The sequence below is a fragment of the Granulicella sp. 5B5 genome (genome assembly GCF_014083945.1).
Taxonomy (GTDB): domain Bacteria; phylum Acidobacteriota; class Terriglobia; order Terriglobales; family Acidobacteriaceae; genus Granulicella.
The window spans coordinates 835865-856040 of record NZ_CP046444.1; the positions used below are offsets into that span (position 1 = coordinate 835865).

Annotated in this window: 19 protein-coding genes; 12 read left to right on the forward strand and 7 right to left on the reverse strand. The window is 62.5% G+C overall.

Going from position 1 to position 20176, the window contains the following annotated elements; genetic code table 11:
* The first annotated feature begins 34 nt into the window (after positions 1-34).
* A complete protein-coding gene (locus GOB94_RS03620) occupies positions 35-1504 on the forward strand; it encodes an efflux transporter outer membrane subunit (RefSeq protein ID WP_255484205.1) in 1470 nt (489 codons plus the stop codon).
* A gap of 34 nt (positions 1505-1538) precedes the next feature.
* Positions 1539-2522, forward strand: coding sequence for an alginate lyase family protein (locus GOB94_RS03625; RefSeq protein ID WP_182277547.1), 984 nt, complete (start codon positions 1539-1541; stop codon positions 2520-2522).
* A gap of 2 nt (positions 2523-2524) precedes the next feature.
* Here GOB94_RS03625 and GOB94_RS03630 read toward each other — a convergent pair whose 3' ends face one another.
* The 4 genes from GOB94_RS03630 to GOB94_RS03645 all read right to left on the reverse strand — a co-directional run bounded on the left by GOB94_RS03630 (position 2525) and on the right by GOB94_RS03645 (position 5662).
* Positions 2525-3181 carry a bifunctional 4-hydroxy-2-oxoglutarate aldolase/2-dehydro-3-deoxy-phosphogluconate aldolase gene (locus GOB94_RS03630; RefSeq protein ID WP_182277548.1) on the reverse strand — a complete coding sequence of 219 codons (657 nt, stop codon included), beginning with the start codon at positions 3179-3181 and terminating at the stop codon, positions 2525-2527.
* 47 nt (positions 3182-3228) lie between these two features.
* Positions 3229-4335: a sugar kinase gene (locus GOB94_RS03635; protein ID WP_255484206.1), complete on the reverse strand. Its 1107-nt coding sequence runs from the start codon at positions 4333-4335 to the stop codon at positions 3229-3231.
* Between the two features lie 27 nt (positions 4336-4362).
* A complete protein-coding gene (kduI, locus tag GOB94_RS03640; protein ID WP_182277549.1) occupies positions 4363-5199 on the reverse strand; it encodes a 5-dehydro-4-deoxy-D-glucuronate isomerase in 837 nt (278 codons plus the stop codon).
* Between the two features lie 61 nt (positions 5200-5260).
* Complete coding sequence (locus GOB94_RS03645; protein WP_182277550.1) at positions 5261-5662, reverse strand: cupin domain-containing protein; 402 nt, start codon at positions 5660-5662, stop codon at positions 5261-5263.
* Between the two features lie 149 nt (positions 5663-5811).
* Here GOB94_RS03645 and GOB94_RS03650 point away from each other — a divergent pair, with 149 nt between their 5' ends.
* The 5 genes from GOB94_RS03650 to GOB94_RS03670 all read left to right on the forward strand — a co-directional run bounded on the left by GOB94_RS03650 (position 5812) and on the right by GOB94_RS03670 (position 8436).
* Positions 5812-6318, forward strand: a complete 507-nt coding sequence (locus GOB94_RS03650) for a twin-arginine translocation signal domain-containing protein (RefSeq protein ID WP_182277551.1) — start codon at positions 5812-5814, stop codon at positions 6316-6318.
* Between the two features lie 10 nt (positions 6319-6328).
* The gene (locus GOB94_RS03655) at positions 6329-7105 is read left to right on the forward strand and encodes a glucose 1-dehydrogenase (protein WP_182277552.1); all 777 of its coding nucleotides are present in this window, start codon (positions 6329-6331) and stop codon (positions 7103-7105) included.
* A 190-nt stretch (positions 7106-7295) separates the two neighbouring features.
* The gene (locus tag GOB94_RS03660; RefSeq protein WP_220464989.1) at positions 7296-7763 is read left to right on the forward strand and encodes a hypothetical protein; all 468 of its coding nucleotides are present in this window, start codon (positions 7296-7298) and stop codon (positions 7761-7763) included.
* A gap of 92 nt (positions 7764-7855) precedes the next feature.
* Positions 7856-8149, forward strand: a complete 294-nt coding sequence (locus GOB94_RS03665; protein ID WP_182277553.1) for a type II toxin-antitoxin system RelE/ParE family toxin — start codon at positions 7856-7858, stop codon at positions 8147-8149.
* Positions 8146-8436, forward strand: a complete 291-nt coding sequence (locus GOB94_RS03670; protein WP_182277554.1) for an addiction module antidote protein — start codon at positions 8146-8148, stop codon at positions 8434-8436. Before GOB94_RS03665 ends, GOB94_RS03670 begins: the two co-directional genes overlap by 4 nt.
* A 51-nt stretch (positions 8437-8487) precedes the next feature.
* Here GOB94_RS03670 and GOB94_RS03675 read toward each other — a convergent pair whose 3' ends face one another.
* The 3 genes from GOB94_RS03675 to GOB94_RS03685 form a co-directional block, all read right to left on the reverse strand.
* Positions 8488-9606 carry an acyltransferase gene (locus tag GOB94_RS03675; protein ID WP_182277555.1) on the reverse strand — a complete coding sequence of 373 codons (1119 nt, stop codon included), beginning with the start codon at positions 9604-9606 and terminating at the stop codon, positions 8488-8490.
* A 111-nt stretch (positions 9607-9717) separates the two neighbouring features.
* Positions 9718-10737 (reverse strand): rod shape-determining protein, encoded by a 1020-nt coding sequence (locus tag GOB94_RS03680; protein ID WP_182278414.1) that lies wholly within the window; start codon positions 10735-10737, stop codon positions 9718-9720.
* Between the two features lie 159 nt (positions 10738-10896).
* Positions 10897-12675, reverse strand: coding sequence for a hypothetical protein (locus GOB94_RS03685; RefSeq protein WP_182277556.1), 1779 nt, complete (start codon positions 12673-12675; stop codon positions 10897-10899).
* A gap of 56 nt (positions 12676-12731) precedes the next feature.
* Here GOB94_RS03685 and ald point away from each other — a divergent pair, with 56 nt between their 5' ends.
* From ald to GOB94_RS03710, 5 genes are all read left to right on the forward strand, one after another.
* Positions 12732-13847: an alanine dehydrogenase gene (gene ald, locus GOB94_RS03690; protein WP_182277557.1), complete on the forward strand. Its 1116-nt coding sequence runs from the start codon at positions 12732-12734 to the stop codon at positions 13845-13847.
* Between the two features lie 397 nt (positions 13848-14244).
* A complete protein-coding gene (locus tag GOB94_RS03695) occupies positions 14245-14985 on the forward strand; it encodes an alpha/beta hydrolase (protein WP_255484207.1) in 741 nt (246 codons plus the stop codon).
* A 9-nt stretch (positions 14986-14994) separates the two neighbouring features.
* Positions 14995-17379: an ATP-binding protein gene (locus GOB94_RS03700; protein ID WP_182277559.1), complete on the forward strand. Its 2385-nt coding sequence runs from the start codon at positions 14995-14997 to the stop codon at positions 17377-17379.
* A 35-nt stretch (positions 17380-17414) separates the two neighbouring features.
* The gene (locus GOB94_RS03705; protein ID WP_182277560.1) at positions 17415-18914 is read left to right on the forward strand and encodes a sigma-54 dependent transcriptional regulator; all 1500 of its coding nucleotides are present in this window, start codon (positions 17415-17417) and stop codon (positions 18912-18914) included.
* 328 nt (positions 18915-19242) lie between these two features.
* Positions 19243-20175 carry a Ku protein gene (locus tag GOB94_RS03710; protein WP_182277561.1) on the forward strand — a complete coding sequence of 311 codons (933 nt, stop codon included), beginning with the start codon at positions 19243-19245 and terminating at the stop codon, positions 20173-20175.
* Position 20176 lies beyond the last annotated feature (1 nt).

The window sequence follows — 20176 nt, forward strand, 5'->3', positions numbered from 1 at the left end:
AGCGCGACCATCTCATCCTGGCCGCCGACTACTATTGCCAATCTGTTCGGCGCTGCCCATGCTGCTCACCGGCTGCCTCGTAGGTCCCAAGTACAAGGTGCCGCCCACACCCGCGCCGCCGGCCTACAAAGAAGCCGTTCCCGCCGACTACAAGAGCGCCCAACCCACAGCCACCGGTGACGATACCTGGAAACCCGGCCAGCCCTACGACGCCATCCCTCGCGGCTCCTGGTGGACCGTCTTCAACGACCAGCAGCTCAACACCCTCGAACCCCAGGTTGAGACCGCGAACCTCACCCTCCGCCAGGCCGACGCCAACCTGCGTGCAGCCTTAGCTGAGGTTCGCGTTCGCAAGGCCGACCGTTTCCCCACCCTCGGCATCGATCCCGGCGTAGGCGCAGGCCGTTACGGCCTCGGCTCCTACTTCAATAGCGCACCTTCAGCCTTTGGAGCCACCGGCAGCACCACGCAGTATCCCCTGGAGATCAACTACATGGTCGATCTCTGGGGACAAGTCCGCCACAACATCGCCGCGGGCAAAGAAGAAGTCCAGGCCACCGCCGGAGACCGCGAGAGCATCCTGCTCTCTCTCCAGGCCACCCTCGCCATCGACTACTTCGAGCTACGCACCGCCGACTCTCTGCAGCAACTGCTCAACGCCACCGTCAAGCAGTACCAGGAAGCCGTCCGCATCACCACCAACCGTTTCAACGGCGGTGTCGCGGCCAAGTCGGACGTCACCCAGGCCCAAACCCAGCTCGACGCCGCAAGGGTCCTCGCCACCGACATCACCATCCAGCGCGCCCAATTCGAGCACGCCATTGCCATCCTCATCGGCAAGCCCCCTGCGGACCTCGCCATACCCAACTCACCGCTACCGGAGACCACGGTCCCCCCGGTTATCCCTCCCGGCCTGCCGTCACAACTCCTTGAGCGCCGTCCCGATATCGCCTCCGCCGAGCGCCGCGCCGATGAAGGCAATGAGGCCATCGGCATCGCTCAGGGGGCCTTTTATCCCTCCCTGAACCTCTCCGGTGCCATCGGCTATTCGACCACTGGCTCTCTCAGCACCATCTTCAATCCCTCAGGGGCTGTCTACTCTCTCGGTCCAGGCCTCGGATACACCTTCTTCGATGGTGGCCGCCGCCACGGCATCAAGGACGAGGCCATCGCACTCTTCGACCGCAACGCCGCTGCCTACAAGCAGACTGTCCTCACCGCCTTCCAGCAGGTCGAAGACAACCTCGTCGCCCTGCACACCCTCTCGCAGGAATCCGACGAGCAGCACAGCGCCACCGCTGCCGCCCTCGAGTCCGAACGCATCTTCAACAACCGTTACGTCGGTGGCGTCGACAACTACCTCCAGGTCATCACCGCGCAGACCACCGCGCTCGACAACGAGGTAAACGACATCGACATCCTTCGCCGCCGCATGGACTCCACCGTCAGCCTCATCATCGCCCTCGGCGGAGGCTGGGACCGCTCGCAGCTACCGACGCCCTAACAGTCTTTACTGCTCCGTGCTACGCTCACCCGCAATGGCACTGAACCTCACACGGCGGCGCTTCACCCTCGCGGCAGCGGCTGCCATCACCGCTGCGCGCCTCCCTGCGCGGCAGCCCAACGCCCGCCGCAGCGTTGCCGAGATGGAGCACGACCACATCCTCGCCGACGCGGCCATCGCACTCAACGCGCAGCCCACCGGCCTGATGAACGTCTCGGCCTCCGTCGCCGCACTCACTGCTGCCTTCGTCCTCACGCAGCAGGAGAGCTACGCGCTTGCCGCCTTCGCCCAACTCGCCGACTGGCTGCCCGCACCCATCTCCAAATCTGCGACCCCACCTTCCGTCGTAGACCTCGTCCCCGCCGCCGAGATCGCGCGTTCCATCAGCTTCCTCACCGACGCCGTCCACACCGACCCCATCAACGCCTGGCTCGTCGACCTCAACCAATGGCTAAACACCGCGCACGGCCCTGTCATAGAGCGCGACACTAAAGACCACCGCGCCTCCGCCTGGCTTCTGCTCGTCGCCGCCATCGCCCGTTCGCAGCGCGACGACGCAACGCTTGATGCCTGCCGCAAGCGCTTCCGCCACCCCACCCTGCGCAACCAGGTCAGCGAGGCCGGCCAGTTCCCGCAGGAGATGGCCACCGCCAACCCCTTCCGCAACACCCTCTTCAACTTCGATCTGCTCTGCGGCGCATGCCAACTGCTCGACTCACCCCTCGACCCCCTCTGGCCCTCCGAGCTAATCGACGGCGTCAGCCTGCGCAGCACAGCGGCATGGCTCTTCCCCATCCTGAAAGACCCCGGCAAGTGGCCCGGCATCGCCGACGCTGAACACTTCCGCGAGCTGCCCGGCCGCCGCCCCGGCCTTCTCTTCACCGGCCGCGCCTACGAGCAGTCCGAATACGTCGAGCTCTGGCGCACTACTCCGCCTGCTGTCCCCACCGATATCGCCGCCAGCTTCCCCATCCGCCAGCCATTCCTCTGGACCACGCGCGCGCCCTACGGCTACTGACGCTAGATCAAACACCCTGCCTGAAAGCCCTTCACGATCTCCATATACTTCCGCGCGTGCGCCGTCACCGTCTCCGGGTGCCCACCGCGGATCGCCTTCGTATCCACCAGGTCCGCACCGACCCCCAACGCATACGCACCTGCATCCAGAAACTCATGCGCCGTAGCCAGGCTCACGCCGCCGGTCGGAATCATCTCAATGTTCGGCAACGGCGCCTTCAGGCTCTTGAGATACTTCGCCCCACCCATCGCGCTCGCCGGAAAGATCTTCACCACATCCGCACCCGCATCCCATGCACGGATCACCTCGGTAGGCGTCAGCGCTCCCGGCAGCACAGCAATCTCATGCGCGCGACAGTAAGAGACCGTCTTCTCATCGAACGCCGGACTCACAATGAACGTCGCGCCCTCACCCACACACTCCTTCGCGGTCTCCGCATCGAGCACCGTCCCCGCACCCAGCAGAATCTCCGGCCGCTCCTTTGCCAGCCGCGCCATCACCTTCAGAGCACCCGGCACGGTCATCGTCACCTCCATGCACGTCACGCCGCCATCCGCAATGGCCCCTGCCAGCGCCAGCGCCTGCGACTCGCTCTCCGCGCGCAGCACCGGCACCAGCCCAATCTTCCGAATCTGCTCTAACACGTCCGATTTCTTCATCTCTACGCCTTTCTCTATCCTCTATCCCCTGTGGTCTATCCCCTGTTTCAACGCACCGTTCCGGCACCGCCGCCACTCATCAGCCGTTCCACCTCGGCCTTCGTCGCCATCGATGAGTCCCCCGCCGTCGTCATCGCCAGCGCGCCATGCGCCACACCACAATCCAGCGACCACTTCAAACCGTTTCCGCTCATCAGCCCATAGATCACGCCCGACGCAAACGAGTCGCCGCCACCCACGCGGTCCAGAATCTCCAGCTCATCGAACTTCAGCGCCTCACTAGTCTCGCCGTTCATCCAGCCAAACGCGCTCCAGCTATTCCGGTTCGCCGTCACAGGCTTGCGCACCGTGCTCGCAATCGCCCGCAGGTTCGGAAACTCCGCCACCACGCGCTCCGCCATCGGCGCATAGCTTTCGAGCGTATGCCACACCGGCCCATGCGCAGCCTCACCCAGCGTCGCGGCAATATCGCCTTCATGGCCGAACAGCACGTCTACATAGGCCATCAGTGCGCGGTTCACCTCCACCGAGCCCTTGCGTCCGCCTCGCGACTTCCAAAGCGACGGACGATAGTTGCAGTCGAAGCTCACCATCGTTGCATGCCGCTTCGCCGCCTCCATCGCCTCGCGCACCACGGCAGTCGCGCTCTCACTCAGCGCAGCCATCACGCCGCCTGTATGAAACCACCGCACACCTTCGCCACCGAAGATCGCATCCCAGTCCACATCCTCAGGCTTCATCTGTGAGATCGGCGTCGCTCCGCGGTCCATCATCCCCAGCCCGCCGCGTACCCCAAAGCCGCGCTCCAGAAAGTACACACCGTTGCGCGCAGCCCGCCCCACGCCATCGAACTCATGCCAGCTCACATGCGACAGGTCCACGCCACCTTGCAGCATCAGGTCCTCCACCAGCCTGCCCACAGGGTTGTCCACCAGTGCCGTCACAATCGACGTCCGCAGCCCGAAGCACCGCCGCAGCCCGCGAGCGACGTTGTACTCGCCGCCGCCCTCCCACACATCGAAGCTGCGCGCGCCCACGATCCTGCGCTCACCCGGATCGAAGCGCAGCATCACCTCACCCAGCGAGACCAGGTCCCACCGGCAATCCTTGGTCTCTCGAATCGTCAATCCGTCTGTAGCCGTTCCCTGCGCCACTCTATTCCCTACTCCCTGCTGCCTGTTTCACTTCAGATCCGCGATTGCCACCGGGTCCATATCGTCATAGCGCTGGTTCTCGCCGCCCATGCCCCAGCAGAAACCGTAGCTCTTGGTGCCAACGCCCGCATGGATGCTCCACCCCGGGCTCACCACAATGCTGCGATCGCTCAGCACCAGATGCCGAGTCTCATCCGCCGGCCCCATCAGGTGCATCACACGCTGCGCAGCATCCACATCGAAGTAGAAGTACACCTCGCTGCGCCGCATATGCGTATGCGGAGGCATCGTGTTCCAGTTCGACCCCGGAGCTAGCAGCGTAAAGCCCATCACCAGCTGGCAGCTCTTGATGCCATCCAGAAAGATCGCCTTGTAGATCGAGCGTTTGTTGCAGGTCTCCTCACTGCCCAGATGCACGGCGCCCGCCTCAAGCTCGGCGAAGGTCACCATCTTCGTCGGATACTCCGTGTGCGCCGGATAGCTCAGCAGATAAAACGCAGCAGGCGCACTCGCGTCCTTGCTCGCAAACGTTACGCTCTTGCTGCCCCGCCCGACGTACAGGCACGACAGCTTGCCCAGCTCATACGCTGTGCCATCGACGGTTACCGTACCCTCGCCGCCCACGTTGAACACGCCCAGCTCGCGCCGCTCGCAGAAATACTCCGCACGCAACTCCGGATAGGTCTCCAGCATCAATGTCTTGTCGGTCGGCACCGCACCGCCCAGCACCGCGCGGTCCAGGTCCACATACGCCAGCGTGATCGCGCCCGGCACGAACGCCTCTTCCAGCAAAAACGTCTCGCGCAGCTCCGCCGTCGTCATCCTCGGATACCGTACGGCATCCGCCATCTGCATCAGCTTCATATCTCTCCCCTGAAAACCTGCGTCCTAAGTATAGCGACCGCGACTTACTTGCGGCAGCACTTCACATGCAGCGCCGATATTGCTCGTCGCTCACATGCTCCATCCAATCGACGGTCTTGCCGTCCTGCCACTCCTGAATCGCGATGTGCGTCATCGCTGTCGTCGGCGTCGCACCGTGCCAGTGCTTCTCTCCCGGCGCAAACCAAACCACGTCGCCCGGATGGATCTCTTCCACAACGCCACCTTCACGCTGCACCCAGCCACAACCAGCGGTCACAATCAGCGTCTGTCCCAGCGGATGCGTATGCCATGCCGTGCGCGCTCCCGGCTCAAACGTCACACTCGCGCCAACCACCCGCGCCGGATCAGCCGCCTGAAACAGCGGGTCCACGCGAACGGCCCCGGTAAACCAATCTACCGGGCCTTTGCCGGACGCCTGCGAGCCAACGCGTTTGATCTCCATCCCCTCATTCTAGCCGCTCACACAAACAGCTCTCGCAACAGGCCACGCAATTGCGCCTCCATTCCGCATGGCGGCGAAACAACACAAGCTTCTCCGCGAAAAACCTCTCTCACTGGAAAAATGTGTTTGGATATGCTTCACTTTCCTGCATGGCACACCAACCCTCCCGCCGCAACTTCCTGCGCACCGCCCCTCTCGCCGCCGCCGCGCTCGCCGCCACACCCAGCTTTGCGGAACCCATGCAGGACGCCGCCGCGCCCGAGCACTTCCAGCTCTTCACCGCTGAAAAGCTCGCCGCAGACCGTGAACGCTTGCAGGCCACGCCCGGCAACGACAACCTCTTCACCCCCGCCAGCCTTCCCTTCACCGTCGTCCTCACCACCGAGGACAAGAAGGCCGCCAAAGAGTTCGAGTGGCACGAAGGCCGCGACCACATCCTGCAGATACTAGAAGGCAGCACCGAGTACGAGGTAGGCGGCACGCCACAAGGCGGCCACAACACCAAGCCCATGGAGTGGCTCGCACCCGCCTCCGAAGGCGCCACGAAACTCACGCTGCACAAGGGCGACATGCTCATCATCCCGCGCGGCACTCCGCACAAGCGCACCACCGCGGAAAGCGTCACCTTCTATCTCATCTCCACCACCGGCAAGTAGACTCATAACTATGCCGAACTCGAACATCCTCGATCTCTTCCGCCTCAACGGTAAAGTCGCCCTCGTCACCGGAGCCGCCAGCGGTCTCGGCGCAGCCATCGCCACCGGCCTCGCCCAGGCCGGCGCAGCCGTCGCCGTCCACGGCAACCGCCGTGCCGCCACCGAGACCGCCTTCGCCATCACCACCGCCGGCGGCATCTCCACCGCCTTCCAGGCCGATCTTTCAAACACCGAAGGCGCGGACCACCTCTACTCCGCCGTCCACGCGCACTTCGGCCAGGTCGACATCCTCATCAACAACGCCGGCACCATCCACCGCGACGCCGCCGTAGATACCACGCTCGAGAGCTGGCAACAGGTGCTTCAGGTCAACCTCACCAGCGTCTTCCAGCTCTCGCAACTCTTCGCCCGCGACGTCTTCGCACGCAACGCCAAAGGCAAGATCGTCAACATCGCCAGCCTCCTCAGCTTCCAGGGAGGCATCCGCGTCCCCGCCTACGCCTCATCCAAAGGCGGCGTCGCACAGCTCACCAAAGCCCTCGCCAACGAGTGGGCCCCACGCGGCATCCAGGTCAACGCCATCGCCCCCGGCTACTTCGCCACCACGAACACCGAGGCCCTGCAAGCCGACGAGACACGCAACCGCCAGATCCTCGAACGCATCCCTGCCAACCGCTGGGGCCAACCGCAAGACCTGGCGGGCGCAGCCCTCTACCTCAGTTCCCCCGCCAGCGACTACGTCACCGGCACCGTCCTCACCGTAGATGGCGGCTGGATGGGTCGTTAGCGGCCTTCCATTGCTTCTATTCGTTGTCATTCCCGCAGGGAATCTGCGTTTGCAATTGCCGTTGCTGTCGCCTTATAGCGCCACCGACGCGGCCACATCCCAGCCTGGGCCGAAGGCCTAGGTAAGGAGATCCTTAAATAGATTCAAGGGCTGAAAGCCCGGCATAAAATGCCCTCGGCAAGGAGTCTGAATGGCAAATATACATACCCACATGAAGCCAATCCCTTACAAGAACCTCAACGGAAAACAGAAGGAGCTTTTTAATTTCCAGAAAATTGCTGCGACCTTTGCGGATTACGGCTTCAACTGCATCAAACTCGCCGACGATTGGCATGGTGCCGACTTCCTCGCCTACAACGCAGGCGACATCTCAACACTGAAAGTGCAGTTGAAGTCCAGACTTACTATTGACAAGAAATACATCGGCAAGGATCTTTGGATCGCATTTCCTCATAAGAACAAGGATTGGTATGTCGTTGAGCACGACACCCTCATCAAGAAGGTAGGCGACTGCACCCAATGGCTTGACAGTGACTCCTGGAAGAAAAAGGGCGCCTACTCTTCAACAAGCATCAACCCAAAGCTGCTTACACAACTTGCAGAAGACCGACTCGGGCCGGTTTATGGACAGGTCCTCGAAATGGAAGAGTCGACTTAAACTTACAACTGCGGTGTCGCCGCACCCCATGCCTCGACTCTTAGATCAGAATTTGGGAGATTACAGTGTAGCTTATAGGCTACAATCGTCCTGTGATCGAAATCCGCGAAACCGAGACCTTCGCTGGATGGCTTAGTCAACTCCGCGATGATCGCGCCAAAGCCAAGATCGCCGTTCGCGTCCGCCGCTTGGCCTTTGGCAATCCCGGAGACATCAAACCCGTTGGCGAAGGCGTCAGCGAACTTCGTATCCCGCACGGCCCGGGTTACCGCGTCTATTTCATCCAGCGCGGCAGCCTCTTGATTGTTCTACTCTGCGGCGGCGACAAGTCATCGCAGAACAAAGACATCGCAACCGCAAAGAAGCTGGCCAAGGAGGAACTATGACTGCTGCCAAAACTAAACCCTTCGACCCCGCCGCCTACCTCGACTCTCCCGAGGCCATCGCAACCTACCTCACCGAAGCCCTCGAAACCGGCGATCCCGCCTTCGTCGCCGATGCTCTCGGCGTCGTCGCCCGCGCCCGCGGTATGAGCGAGGTTGCCCACGCCGCCGGCGTCTCCCGCGAAAGCCTCTATCGCGCCCTCAGCGCCGAAGGCAATCCTGAGTTCGGCACCGTCCTCAAGGTCGCCCAGGCCCTCGGCGTTCGCCTTGCCTTTGAAACAGCCGCCTGACGGGGTTAGCACATCTCGCACGCAGGCAGCTTCGTCAGCAAGTGCTCCAGCTCACGCAAACTTCGCGCTGAGCCAGCGGCGGACAGGTTCGTCATAGAGCTTCAGACTGGCATACGCAATCGAGATCGCGACGACGATCAACAGTACATCCACAACAACGCTCTGCTCAAACGTCGGATGCTTCTGTATCACCCACGCCGTCTGCATATAAATCAGTGGATAGTGTGTGATGTACAGCGGATACGAGAGGTCGCCGAGAAACTTGCTCAGACGTTGCAACCATCCTCCAGACTCCGCGCTTCCCGCGCCCGCCGCAACGATTAGCGGAAAAACGATGAGGATGCACAGCGCATCATAAAGGCCGTTCTCCCACACATGCTGCGGCGATCCCGCCCGTGGCAGGCACAGTGCCAACGCCAGCAACACGCTGCACACCGCAAAGCCGCTGCGCACGTTGATCCGCCAGTCCAGCCGCATCAGCAACACACCGGCCAGAAACGGATAGAGCAACCGCGCAAAGCCAATGTGCAACTGTGTCGCTGTGATGCTCCAGCCGCCGATCACATCGCCGCTCGGCGCCGTCAATGCCAACTGCAGCAAAAATCCAGCCGCGAGCAACACCAGCAGGCTCAACCAGCGGTTCGAAATCTTCCGCAGCACAAGCGCATACAGAATATTCGCAACATACTCGAAGAACAGAGACCACGCTGGCCCATCTAGTGGATGCATCTCCTGCCAGCCGCGAATGTCCATCGACACGGGCAACGGTATCAGCGTGCAGCCAATCAGCATCACCAGCAGCAGCTTCCAAACCGGCGTGCCAGCAACCAGCGGAAACGTCGGCCCGCTCTGAAAGTAGAAAAAGATCGCCCCAATGATCGAACCCATGACCACCATCGGCTGCAGCCGGATGAGCCTGCGTTTGGCAAATCCCGCCAGCGTCATCCGACTCCATCGGTCATCATAGGCATACGCCACAACGAAGCCCGACAGCAGGAAGAAGAAATCAACCGCTAAGTAACCGTGGTTAAGAATCTGCTTCGCATGGTCGCCATGCGAGTACACCTCAAGCGTGTGAAACGTGACGACGATGATAGCAGCAACGCCGCGAAGCCCGTCGAGGATCGGGTAATGGCGTTTGGGTGGCAGGGCAACAGAGGTAGCTTCCATAAGTTGCCGACCATCATACCTGTCGAGACACGATTCAGGCATCGCACACAATATCAAAATGCACGAAGGCCGCCCACTCAGGCAGCCCTCGCTTCTTGCTACTTACTATCTCTAGTCGATCGAAATCTTCCTTAGCAGCCGGAAGTCGCTCAACATCTTGCCCGTGCCGAGCACCACACTGGCCAACGGATCATCCGCAATCGACACCGGCAGCCCAGTCTCTTCACGAATCCGCTTGTCGAGGTTCTTGATCAGCGCCCCACCGCCCGTCAGCACAATGCCGCGGTCCGAAATGTCCGCCGACAGTTCCGGCGGCGTCCGCTCCAGCGCCACACGGATCGCGTTCATGATCGTCGCGATGCACTCACCCAGCGCCTCGCGAATCTCCGAGTCTTCAATCGTGATCGTCTTCGGCACGCCCTCGATCAGGTTGCGCCCCTTGATCTCCATCGTCAGCGGCTTGTCCAGCGGAAACGCCGACCCGATCTCGATCTTGATCTGCTCCGCCGTGCGCTCGCCCACCAGCAGGTTGTACTTGCGCTTCAGATAGGTCGCAACGGCCTCATCCATCTGGTTGCCGGCCATACGCACCGACCGCGAGTACACAATGCCCGCCAGCGAAATAACGGCAATGTCTGTAGTCCCGCCGCCGATATCGACAACCATATTGCCGCCCGGTTCCGTAATCGGCAAACCAGCACCAATCGCGGCCACCATCGCCTGCTCAACCAGGTGCACCTCGCTCGCCTTCGCGCGGTACGCCGAGTCCATAACGGCGCGCTTCTCCACCTGCGTGATCTCCGAAGGTACGCCGATCACGATCCGCGGATGCACCATCATCTTCCGGTTGTGCGCCTTCTGGATGAAGTAGTTCAGCATCTTCTCCGTCTGCTTGAAGTCGGCGATGACGCCATCCTTCATCGGCTTAATGGCGATGATGTTCCCCGGCGTGCGGCCCAGCATGTCCTTGGCCTCTTTGCCCACGGCTTCTACTTCGCCCGTCACGCGGTGCACGGCGATGATCGAAGGCTCATTCACGATGATGCCCTTCCCATGCGCGTACACGAGCGTGTTGGCCGTGCCCAGGTCGATCGCCAGATCGCTCGAGAACAGAGAGAAGATGGATCGCATGTTGCTTACACGCGACGTACGCATCTGGAAGTTTTTTGAAGACATGAGACCGGTCAGTTCCTAAAAAGGGGGAAATTGGGCTTCTGGGGCCCTGCCTGTTCATTGTACGGCCTTGTCAGCAGGGGGGAAGTGTTATACGCGGTTCCCGCCCAGTCGCCCTCAATCCCGCTTCAGCTGCCAAAGCGTACCTTCAGTGGACGAAAACGCCTCCGCGTACCGCCACCCTGTCACAGCGACCGGCATACGGCCTGTCGGCACCCACACATAGTCCACGCGAAACCGTTGCAGCTCCTGCGCCAGGTCCATCGTCGCGTATCGCTGCAGCAGCACCGGAATCCACGCCGGCGCCACGCGTCGCTCCGCCAGCCTGCGCTGATACTTCTTCGAAAACTCGAACAGGTACAGCGAGTAGTTCGCCGGCGGCTCGGCCACATCGGCAGGCATCTCTCCGCTCAACTCGCTCTCCACCACCTCGCTCGGCTCGCCCACCAGCCTGCTCGCCAGCAGAAACCGCTCCAACAGCTCATCGTCGCTCGCACTGGAGCGGCTTCCGTTCGCAAACAGCACGCTATTGTGCGTCTCCACCGGCAGCACAATCGACAGTTCAAGCTCATCGGTCGCCACCACCGAACCCACCGGCGTCTTCGCATTCAGCCACGCAAACAGCCCACGCTCCGCCTGTGGCATCGCGTGCATCGACGCCGTATCACGCCCACCCTCCACCTGCGCCATCATCGCCGCACTCAGCAATACCGCGAACCCGACGCCCGCCACAGCCACGCCCGCACGCCCGGCAGGCCAAACCATCGCTGCCAGAACGGCCATCATCATAAAGCCCACCGGCTGCAGCACCATGTGCGGATAGTGCTGCACCTGCTGCACGTTGAACCCCGTCACCACCTGCATGTCCATGCCAGCGAGTCCGCCAGCCATAGCCGCCAGCAGCACCACCATCAGCGCATCCGTAAACTCCCCGCCAGCACGACGCCGCAGCCACAACCACACAGCAGCACACACCAGCGCCTGCGCTGTCCAGAACTCCGTCTCCCGAAGGTTCTCCCCCACCACCAGATGCGAGTGATACAGCCCGATCCGCACCGCTCTAACGAAGTAGTTCCCATCTGCCTTCGACACATGCTCCCACAACAAAAACATAGCCGCAAACACTGCCGTCTTCGCCAGCGTGATCCAAGCCACGCGCGACACCACACTCGGCCTCACCAGCGCCACCGCAGACAACACACCCAGCAGCACCGTCCACGCAATCGCGTAGTACACATAGCTGAAGAACAGCAACCCGCCCAGCAACCCGGCACCCGCAGCCCACACCCACGACCGCCGCCGAATCGCCATCGCCAGCAGCAGCAGCGCCCCTGCAAACTGCAGAAACGTCATCTCTGGGTTCGGGGACCGCGCCGCCTGCAGCGTATCCACCACGCGCGCCCCCTGCGCATGATGCACAAACGCCCGCACATTCATCAGCAGTGTCATCGGTGAGAACGCCACCACCAGCACCACCAGCGCCAACAGCGCCGCCAGCACGCGCCCTGCTCCGGCGCGGATAAAGATCGTCATCAACAGCAAAGCCGTAAGGCACGGAAACACAAACGAAGCCACAACATGCGCCAGCTTCAGGCTGTGCAGCCCCGCCGCCAGCAGAGCTTCCGCCGCCGTCGGAAGAATCGAATACGGATACACCGCCGCGCGATGCTCCCATGTGTCGTCATACGCAGGCGCGTGGCGTGTGAGCGTATAGTTGGCCTCTGCGCTATAGAGAAACGTCTCGTCGTACACCATCGCGCTCGGCGACCGCGCGGTAAACGGCGAGTACGCTGCATACCCCACCTCCGCGATCCGCACCATGTGCGGCAGCACAAACACCGCGCCAATCGCCAGCGCGAACAGCCACACCCACCACGAGCCTTCCGCCGGACGCACTCTCTCTTCTGCGTTTGTTCGCCGTTTCACAGCGTCTACGATACACTGAGGCCGCAATGATCATCGGTGTCCCCAAAGAACTCAAAGACCACGAAAGTCGCGTCGGCATCACTCCAGCCGGCGCTCGCGCCCTTGTTGAAGCAGGGCACAAAGTCCTCGTCGAACACGACGCAGGCGCTCTTTCCTCCTTTCCTGATGACGAGTACCAGGCTGTCGGCGCCGAAATCGTCGGCGAGGCCTACCATGTCTGGGCCAACGCTAACATGGTCGTCAAGGTCAAGGAACCCGTCCCGGCCGAGTACTACCACTTCCGCCCCGGCCTCGTGCTCTTCACCTATCTGCACCTCGCCCCGCTGCGCGAACTTACCGACGCGCTGCTCTCCAAAGGCGTCACCGGCATCGCCTACGAAACCGTCCGCGACAAGGCCGGCACACTCCCGCTGCTCACTCCCATGTCGGAGGTCGCAGGCCGTCTCTCCGTACAGGTCGGTGCGCATTGCCTGGAGAAGGAGCATGGTGGCCGTGGCCTTCTGCTCGGCGGCGTACCCGGCGTTCCTCCCGGTAACATCGCCATCATCGGCGGCGGCATCGTCGGCACCAACGCTGCCAAGATCGCACTCGGCATGGGCGCGAAGGTCACCATCCTCGACCTCAACCTCAACCGTCTCCGCGAGCTCGATGACATCTTCAACGGCCGCGTCTTCACCGTCGCCTCGAACACGTACAACATCGAGCGCGCCGCCCGCGAGGCCGACCTGCTCATCGGCGGCGTCCTCATCCCGGGCGCGGCCGCACCCAAGCTCGTCACCCGCTCCATGGTCGAAAAGATGAAGAAGGGCGCGGTCATCGTCGACGTCGCCATCGACCAGGGCGGCTGCATCGAGACCGCTCACCCCACCACGCACTCTGATCCCGTCTTCGAGGTCAACGGCGTCGTCCACTACTGCGTCACCAACATGCCCGCGGCGGTCCCCAACACCAGTACCCTCGCGCTCACCAACGCAACCTTCCCCTACGTGATGAAGCTCGCCAAGCTCGGTGCCAGCGTCGCCATCCGCGAAGACGTAGGCATCGCCGAAGGCGTCAACACCTTCAACGGCTTCCTCACCTATCGCGCCGTCGCTCAGGCCCAGGACCGCGACTACAAGCCAATCAGCCACGTCCACCCGTAATAAACACGAGTCAGAAGCAACTCCCCATAAGGAAACGGCTGCGTCCATATTCACTGGACGCAGCCGTTTCCTTGTGACGGTCTGTGCCTTCTGCAAAGACGAACCTCACCTGCCAATACGTCTTGCTCTATCCTGCGTGCGGAGAAAGTTCATGAAGTCGTTCCCCACCGCTCTCACATGCGTAGTTCTTTGCCTCGCAGCAGCATTCAGCTCTCTAGCAGCGCAAAAGTTCACCTGGCAACCCTCACCCGGACACACACAGTTGCCGATATGGCCCTCCGCAGCTCCCGACCTCCAGCCCGTCCCCGGCACGGAGTATGCCGAGAAAACAGCCAGGGCCAGCGATTTCGTCGCGGGCAGACCATGGACCGCCATAAGCAATGTCTCGCAGCCAACCATGACGATCTACTCGCCCCAAGGAAAGAACACGGGCGTTGCAATGGTGGTCTTCCCCGGCGGAGGCTATTCCATCCTGGCCATCGACCTTGAAGGCACGGAGGTCTGCGACTGGCTGACCTCGCGTGGAATCACCTGCGTGCTGCTAAAGTATCGCGTGCCGGATTCGGGCCCCGCCTACCATGACGATTGCCACTGCAACATTCATCCGAAAGCGCCCACGGCGTTAGAAGACGCACAAAGAACAGTGGGCCTCGTCCGCTTCCACGCAGCAGACTGGCACATCGACCCGCACAAGATCGGCGTGCTTGGATTTTCGGCAGGCGGACATCTGGTAACCAACATCAGCACGCACTTCGCACACCGTGCCTACCAACCCATCGACGCGGCCGATCGTGTCAGCTGCCGTCCTGATTTTGCTGTGGCGATCTATCCCGGCCACATGACGGAAAACACAACGAAAGAATTTCAACTGAATCCGGATATCCCTGTCACAGCAAACACTCCGCCCACGTTCCTGCTTCAAGCCGAGGACGACCACGTAGACGGCGTCAAGCAATCGCTGATCTATGACATCGCCTTGATGAAGGCTAACGTCCCCGTAGAGATGCACCTCTACGCCCACGGCGGCCACGCATTCGGGTTGCGACGCACAAAACAGCCCATCACCGCATGGCCTCAACTGGTGGAGACGTGGCTCCAGACGATCGGCATGACCCCGCAGCAGCCCTCAAACGAGTAAACTGCCTCCATGGCACAAGGCTCCAGCCGCCGCGGAAATCTCGTCGTCGCCCTGGGCATCAGTCTGCTCATACTCTTCCTCGCGCTCGCGACGCTCAACGCCTTCAACCTCACCTTCCTCAATCCAGCCTCGCCCATCCAGACGCTGGTCTTCGTCGCGCTCTCCGTCCTCGCCTTCCTGCTCTTCGTCGGCGTGCTCGTGCTGCTCGTCCGCAACGTCCTCAAGCTTTACGCCGACCAACGCAGCCGCGTCCTTGGTACCCGCCTGCGCACGCGCATGTTATGGGGAGCGGTTCTCGTCTCGCTCGTCCCGCTCGTCTTCATGTTCGCCTTCAGCTACCTGCTGATGAACCGCGCCGTCGACCGCTGGTTCTCGCAGCCTGTCACGCAGATGCGCGACGACGCCACCCGCACCGCCGCCGAGCTCTTCAGCTACACCGTCGCCAACGCCCGCGCTGAAGCCGGCACCATCGCCGCGCAGCTCGCCGACTCACCCGTTGGCGCCACGCCAGCACCCACACCCGCCGCTCTCGCCTCCGCCCAGCGCACTCTCCAGGAGCACGAGCTCAGCCTCCAGGGCGGCTTCGTCCTCATCTACCGCGACAACAACGCCGTCCTCTCCATGCACGTCCCGCAGACCGCCGCAGCCGGTGAGATCACCAGCCTCCGCCCGCCCGACGGCTCCACCGACGAAAGCCCCAGCAACGCCCCCGTGCTCGAAGTCGCTCACCTCCGCGGACCCATCCAGCAGACCATTCTCCAGGCTGCCCAGCGCAGCGACGAGCCCTTCTACACCATCGCCGGAGTCGACTACAGCCTCGCCACCGCCGGTCTCCGTCAGGGCGGCATCGTCGTCGTCGGCCTGCCCATCCCTCCCGGCATCGCCGCCACCTCAGTCCGGCTGCGTCGCTCCGCAGACGCCTACTGGATTCTCTTCCGCGAGCGTCGCCAGATCCGCGCCCTCTACATGGTGCTCCTGCTGCTCACCACCGGCCTCGCGCTCTTCGCCATCAGCTGGCTCGCGCTGCATCTCAGCAAGCAGGTCACGCGTCCCATCGAATCCCTCGCCGACGCAATGGAGGCCATCGCCGCCGGCGACTACGCCCACCGCGTCCAGCAGTCCGCCACCGAAGAGCTCGGCGAGCTCGTCGTCAGCTTCAACGCCATGGCCGCCGACCTCGAATCCGCCCACGACACCGCCGCCCGCTCCACATTGCAGCTCTCAGAGCTCAACTACGCGCTCCAGGAGCGCCGCACCGAGCTCGAGACCATCATCGAAACCATCCCCAACGGCGTCGTCACGCTCTCCGCCGACCGTCACATCGTCCTCGTCAACCGCGCGTTCTCTGAAATGCTGGACCCCGGCGGCCAGCGCCACTTCGTCGGCCTCGCCCTCGCCGACGTCCTCCCCGCCGACATCATCGACACCCTCGACCGCCTCCTCCGCCGCGCGCACCGCATGGGTTCCGCCTCCGCCGAGATGGAGATGTCCTCGCCCACCGGCACGCAGCACCTCTCCGCGACCGTCGCTCTGCTTGAGGTCTCCGGCTCCTCCGACCGCACACACCTCGGCTACGTCCTCGTCATCGAAGACGCCTCCGAGCTCCTCCGTGCCCAGAAACAGTCCGCCTGGAAGGAGGTCGCCCGCCGCGTCGCGCACGAGATCAAGAACCCCCTCACTCCCATCTCGCTCAACGCCGAGCTCATTCAGCGCCACATCCCGCGCCTCAACGCTCTGCTCGGCGAGCACGGCCTGCAGTCCCCCTCGCCCGCCGTCATCCAGCGCTCCACAGAGGTCATCTCATCGTCCGTAGAGACGATGAGATCGCTTGTAGACCAGTTCTCCGCGCTGGCCGAGTTCCCCACCGCGCGCCCCCGCCCCGCCGACCTCAACACCATCGTCGAAAACTCCCTCGCACTCTTCGCCGGCCGGCTCGGAAACATCCGCGTCATCAAGTCGCTCGCGCCGCGTCTCCCTCTCGTACTCGCCGACCCCGAAGCCCTTAAGCGCGCCCTCTCCAATCTCATCGATAACGCCGCCGAGGCCATGCAGGACTCGCTCCTCCGCGAGCTCCACATCACCACCCGGATTCTCGCCAACAACCCAGGCGCTTCGGCAATGGTCGAGCTCTCCATCGCCGACACCGGCCCCGGCCTCACCGACGAGATGCGCGAGCGCCTCTTCCTCCCCTATTTCTCCACCAAGCAGCGCGGCACCGGCCTCGGCCTCTCCATCGCCGCCAAAATCGTGCAGGAGCACCAGGGCAACATTCGCGCCGAAAAGAACCTCCCCACCGGCGCCCGCTTCATCCTCGAACTTCGCCCCACCCCCACAGATCCTCAACTCGATACGGATACCCCAACCGCCACCGCGCATCTCACAGCCAGCACCTAACACTTCTACTCCTCTACTCTCTACTCACTGCCCTTATGAACCACATCCTCATCGTCGACGACGAAGCCGACATCCGCGACTCTCTCGAAGCCATCCTCCGCGAAGAGGACTACACCGTCACCACGGCCGCCACCGCTGCTGAAGCCCTGGAGCTCCTCCGCGACGCCGACTACCAGGCCGTCCTGCTCGACATCTGGCTCTCCAATCCGAGTTCGGCCCCCGGCAGCGGCACCAACTCAGAGCCCGACGGCCTCGACATCCTCCAACAGATCCGCAGCGGCCAGCTCCGCGGCAACGACACCGAGCCCGCCACCCCCGGGGTCCCCGCGGACGGTTCTTGGTCCGTGGGGTGGAACCCGCCGGAGGTCATCATGATCTCCGGCCACGGCACCATCGAGGCCGCCGTCCGCGCCACCAAGCTCGGCGCCTACGACTTCCTCGAAAAGCCTCTCTCGCTCGACCGCACCCTGCTCGTCCTGCGCAACGCCGTCGCCGCGCACCGCCTTCGTGAAGACAACCGCGAATTCTCTCGCCAGCTCAACCGCACCGCCATCACCGGCGAGTCCATCTCCGTCAAAGCCCTGCGCCAGCAGATCCGCCTCATGGCTCCCACCAACGGCCGCGTGCTCATCTTCGGCGAATCCGGCACCGGCAAAGAGCTCATCGCGCGCACCATCCACGCCGAATCCCTCCGCCGCGACCGCGTCTTCGTCGAGCTCAACTGCGCCGCTATCCCCGAGGACTACATCGAAGCCGAGCTCTTCGGCTATCGCCACGGCGCAGGCCCCGGCGGCCCGAATCAGCCCAGCAGCAAGCGCGGCACCTTCGAGCGCGCCGACGGCGGCACCCTCTTCCTCGACGAAGTCGGCGACATGAGCCTCAAAACCCAAGCGAAGGTTCTCAGGGCTTTAGACGAACAGCGCTTCTACCCCGTCGGCGCCAGCACACCCGTCTCCATCGACGCCCGCGTCATCGCCGCCACCAACAAGGACCTCGAAGAGGAGATCGCCCGCGGTAACTTCCGCGAAGACCTCTTCTACCGCCTCAATGTCATCCCGTTCTTCGTCCCGCCGCTACGCGATCGCAAGGAAGACATCCCGCTCCTCTCGCGCGAGTTCCTCTCCGACCTCGGCCAGCAGTACGGCCGCCCGCACGTCGAGATCGCCGACTCCGCCCTCGCCGCACTCAAGCTCTACCACTGGCCCGGCAACGTCCGCGAGCTCCGCAACGTCATCGAGCGCGTCCTCATCCTCAACCCCAAGGCCCAGCGCATCGAAGCCAAACATCTGCCCATGCTGGTTCAGCGCACCGAAGGCGTCACCCCACGCAGCGACAGCACCAGCCCGCGCACCTCCAACGGCAAGGAAGAGTTCACCACGCTCCAGCAGGCCCGCGAGGCCTACGAGCGCGACTACATCCTCAAAGAGCTCGACCGTAACCTGGGCAACGTCTCCCGCGCCGCCGAGTCCCTCGGCCTCGAGCGCTCCCACCTCTACCGCAAGATGAAAGCCCTCGGCATCGCCACCAGAGAATAGCCATCACCACCCGCGAATAGCTTTTTAGTCTGTCATTTCCCTGAAGGGAATCGGCATTTGCCATTGCCGTCGCTTGTTTTCCTCTGCGCCTTCTGCGTGCTCCTCCTCTGCGTCCTTTGCGTTAAAACTTTTGCCGCAGCAAGCGCCGAAGGCGCGAGCATAACCTCGCGCTTAACGGCCGAACGTCGCCACAATCCCCACACCCAAGCGAAAATCATTCTGGATATTGTCGGTGCTGCCCAAACAGCGCCCTCACCCGCGCAACTTCGGCGGTCGCAAGGCATCCTGCCGACATCCAGACGCTTCCTATTGAAGGGAGATAGTCATCATGCCACGCCCCTTCTGGTCCGGTCAGATACAAATTTCGCTCGTCTCCTTCGGCATCCAGCTCTTTCCTGCCGTGGAGGCCAGGAGCGAGATCCGCTTTCACCAGCTATCCCGCAAAACCGGAGAACGCATCCATCACCAGAAGGTCGCAGGTGACCCTGCTGACGGCGATGTGATCGAGAAGGACGACATCGTCAAAGGGTATGAGTATCGCAAAGGCGAGTACATCACAATCGAGCCTTCCGAGATCGAGCACCTCCGCATTCCCTCGCGACACACCCTCGTCGTATCGCAGTTTGTTGCCCTCGACGACCTCAACCCCGAGCTCTTTGAGAAGCCCTACTTCGTCGTTCCCGATGGCGAGAATCAGACCGAACCTTTCACCGTCATTCGCAAGGCCCTTCAGTCCACCCAGAAAGCGGCTATCGGCAAAATCGCCTTCGGCGGACGCGAGCATCTCGTAGCCATCGCCGCCACCCCTGAAGCGAAAGACAACACGGCTGCCGGTCGCGGCATGATGGCCTACACCCTCCGGTACGCCGAAGAACTCCGCGACCCAGCCGAGTACTTCTCTGAAATCAAAAAGACAACCGTGGATGCCGATCAACTCTCCTTGGCAAAAGAGCTGATACAGCGCAAAGCCTCGAAGTTCGCTCCAGAGAAATTTCACGACGAATACGAATCTGCTCTTAGAGAACTGGTCGAAGCGAAGGTCAACCACGCGCCGCTTCCCAAAGAAAAAGCCGCACCTCGTTCCGGCAAGGTGATCAACCTGATGGACGCACTGCGTAAGAGCGTCAAATCCGGTCCATTGGACGAAGAAGCTCCAGCTCGTAGGCGTTCCATCAAGAAGACTGCAAAGGCCGCCTCAAAGAAGGGTCCGATACTGGTCAAGCCCACATCGAAATCGGTCCGCTCCCGCAAGATTGCCTGAT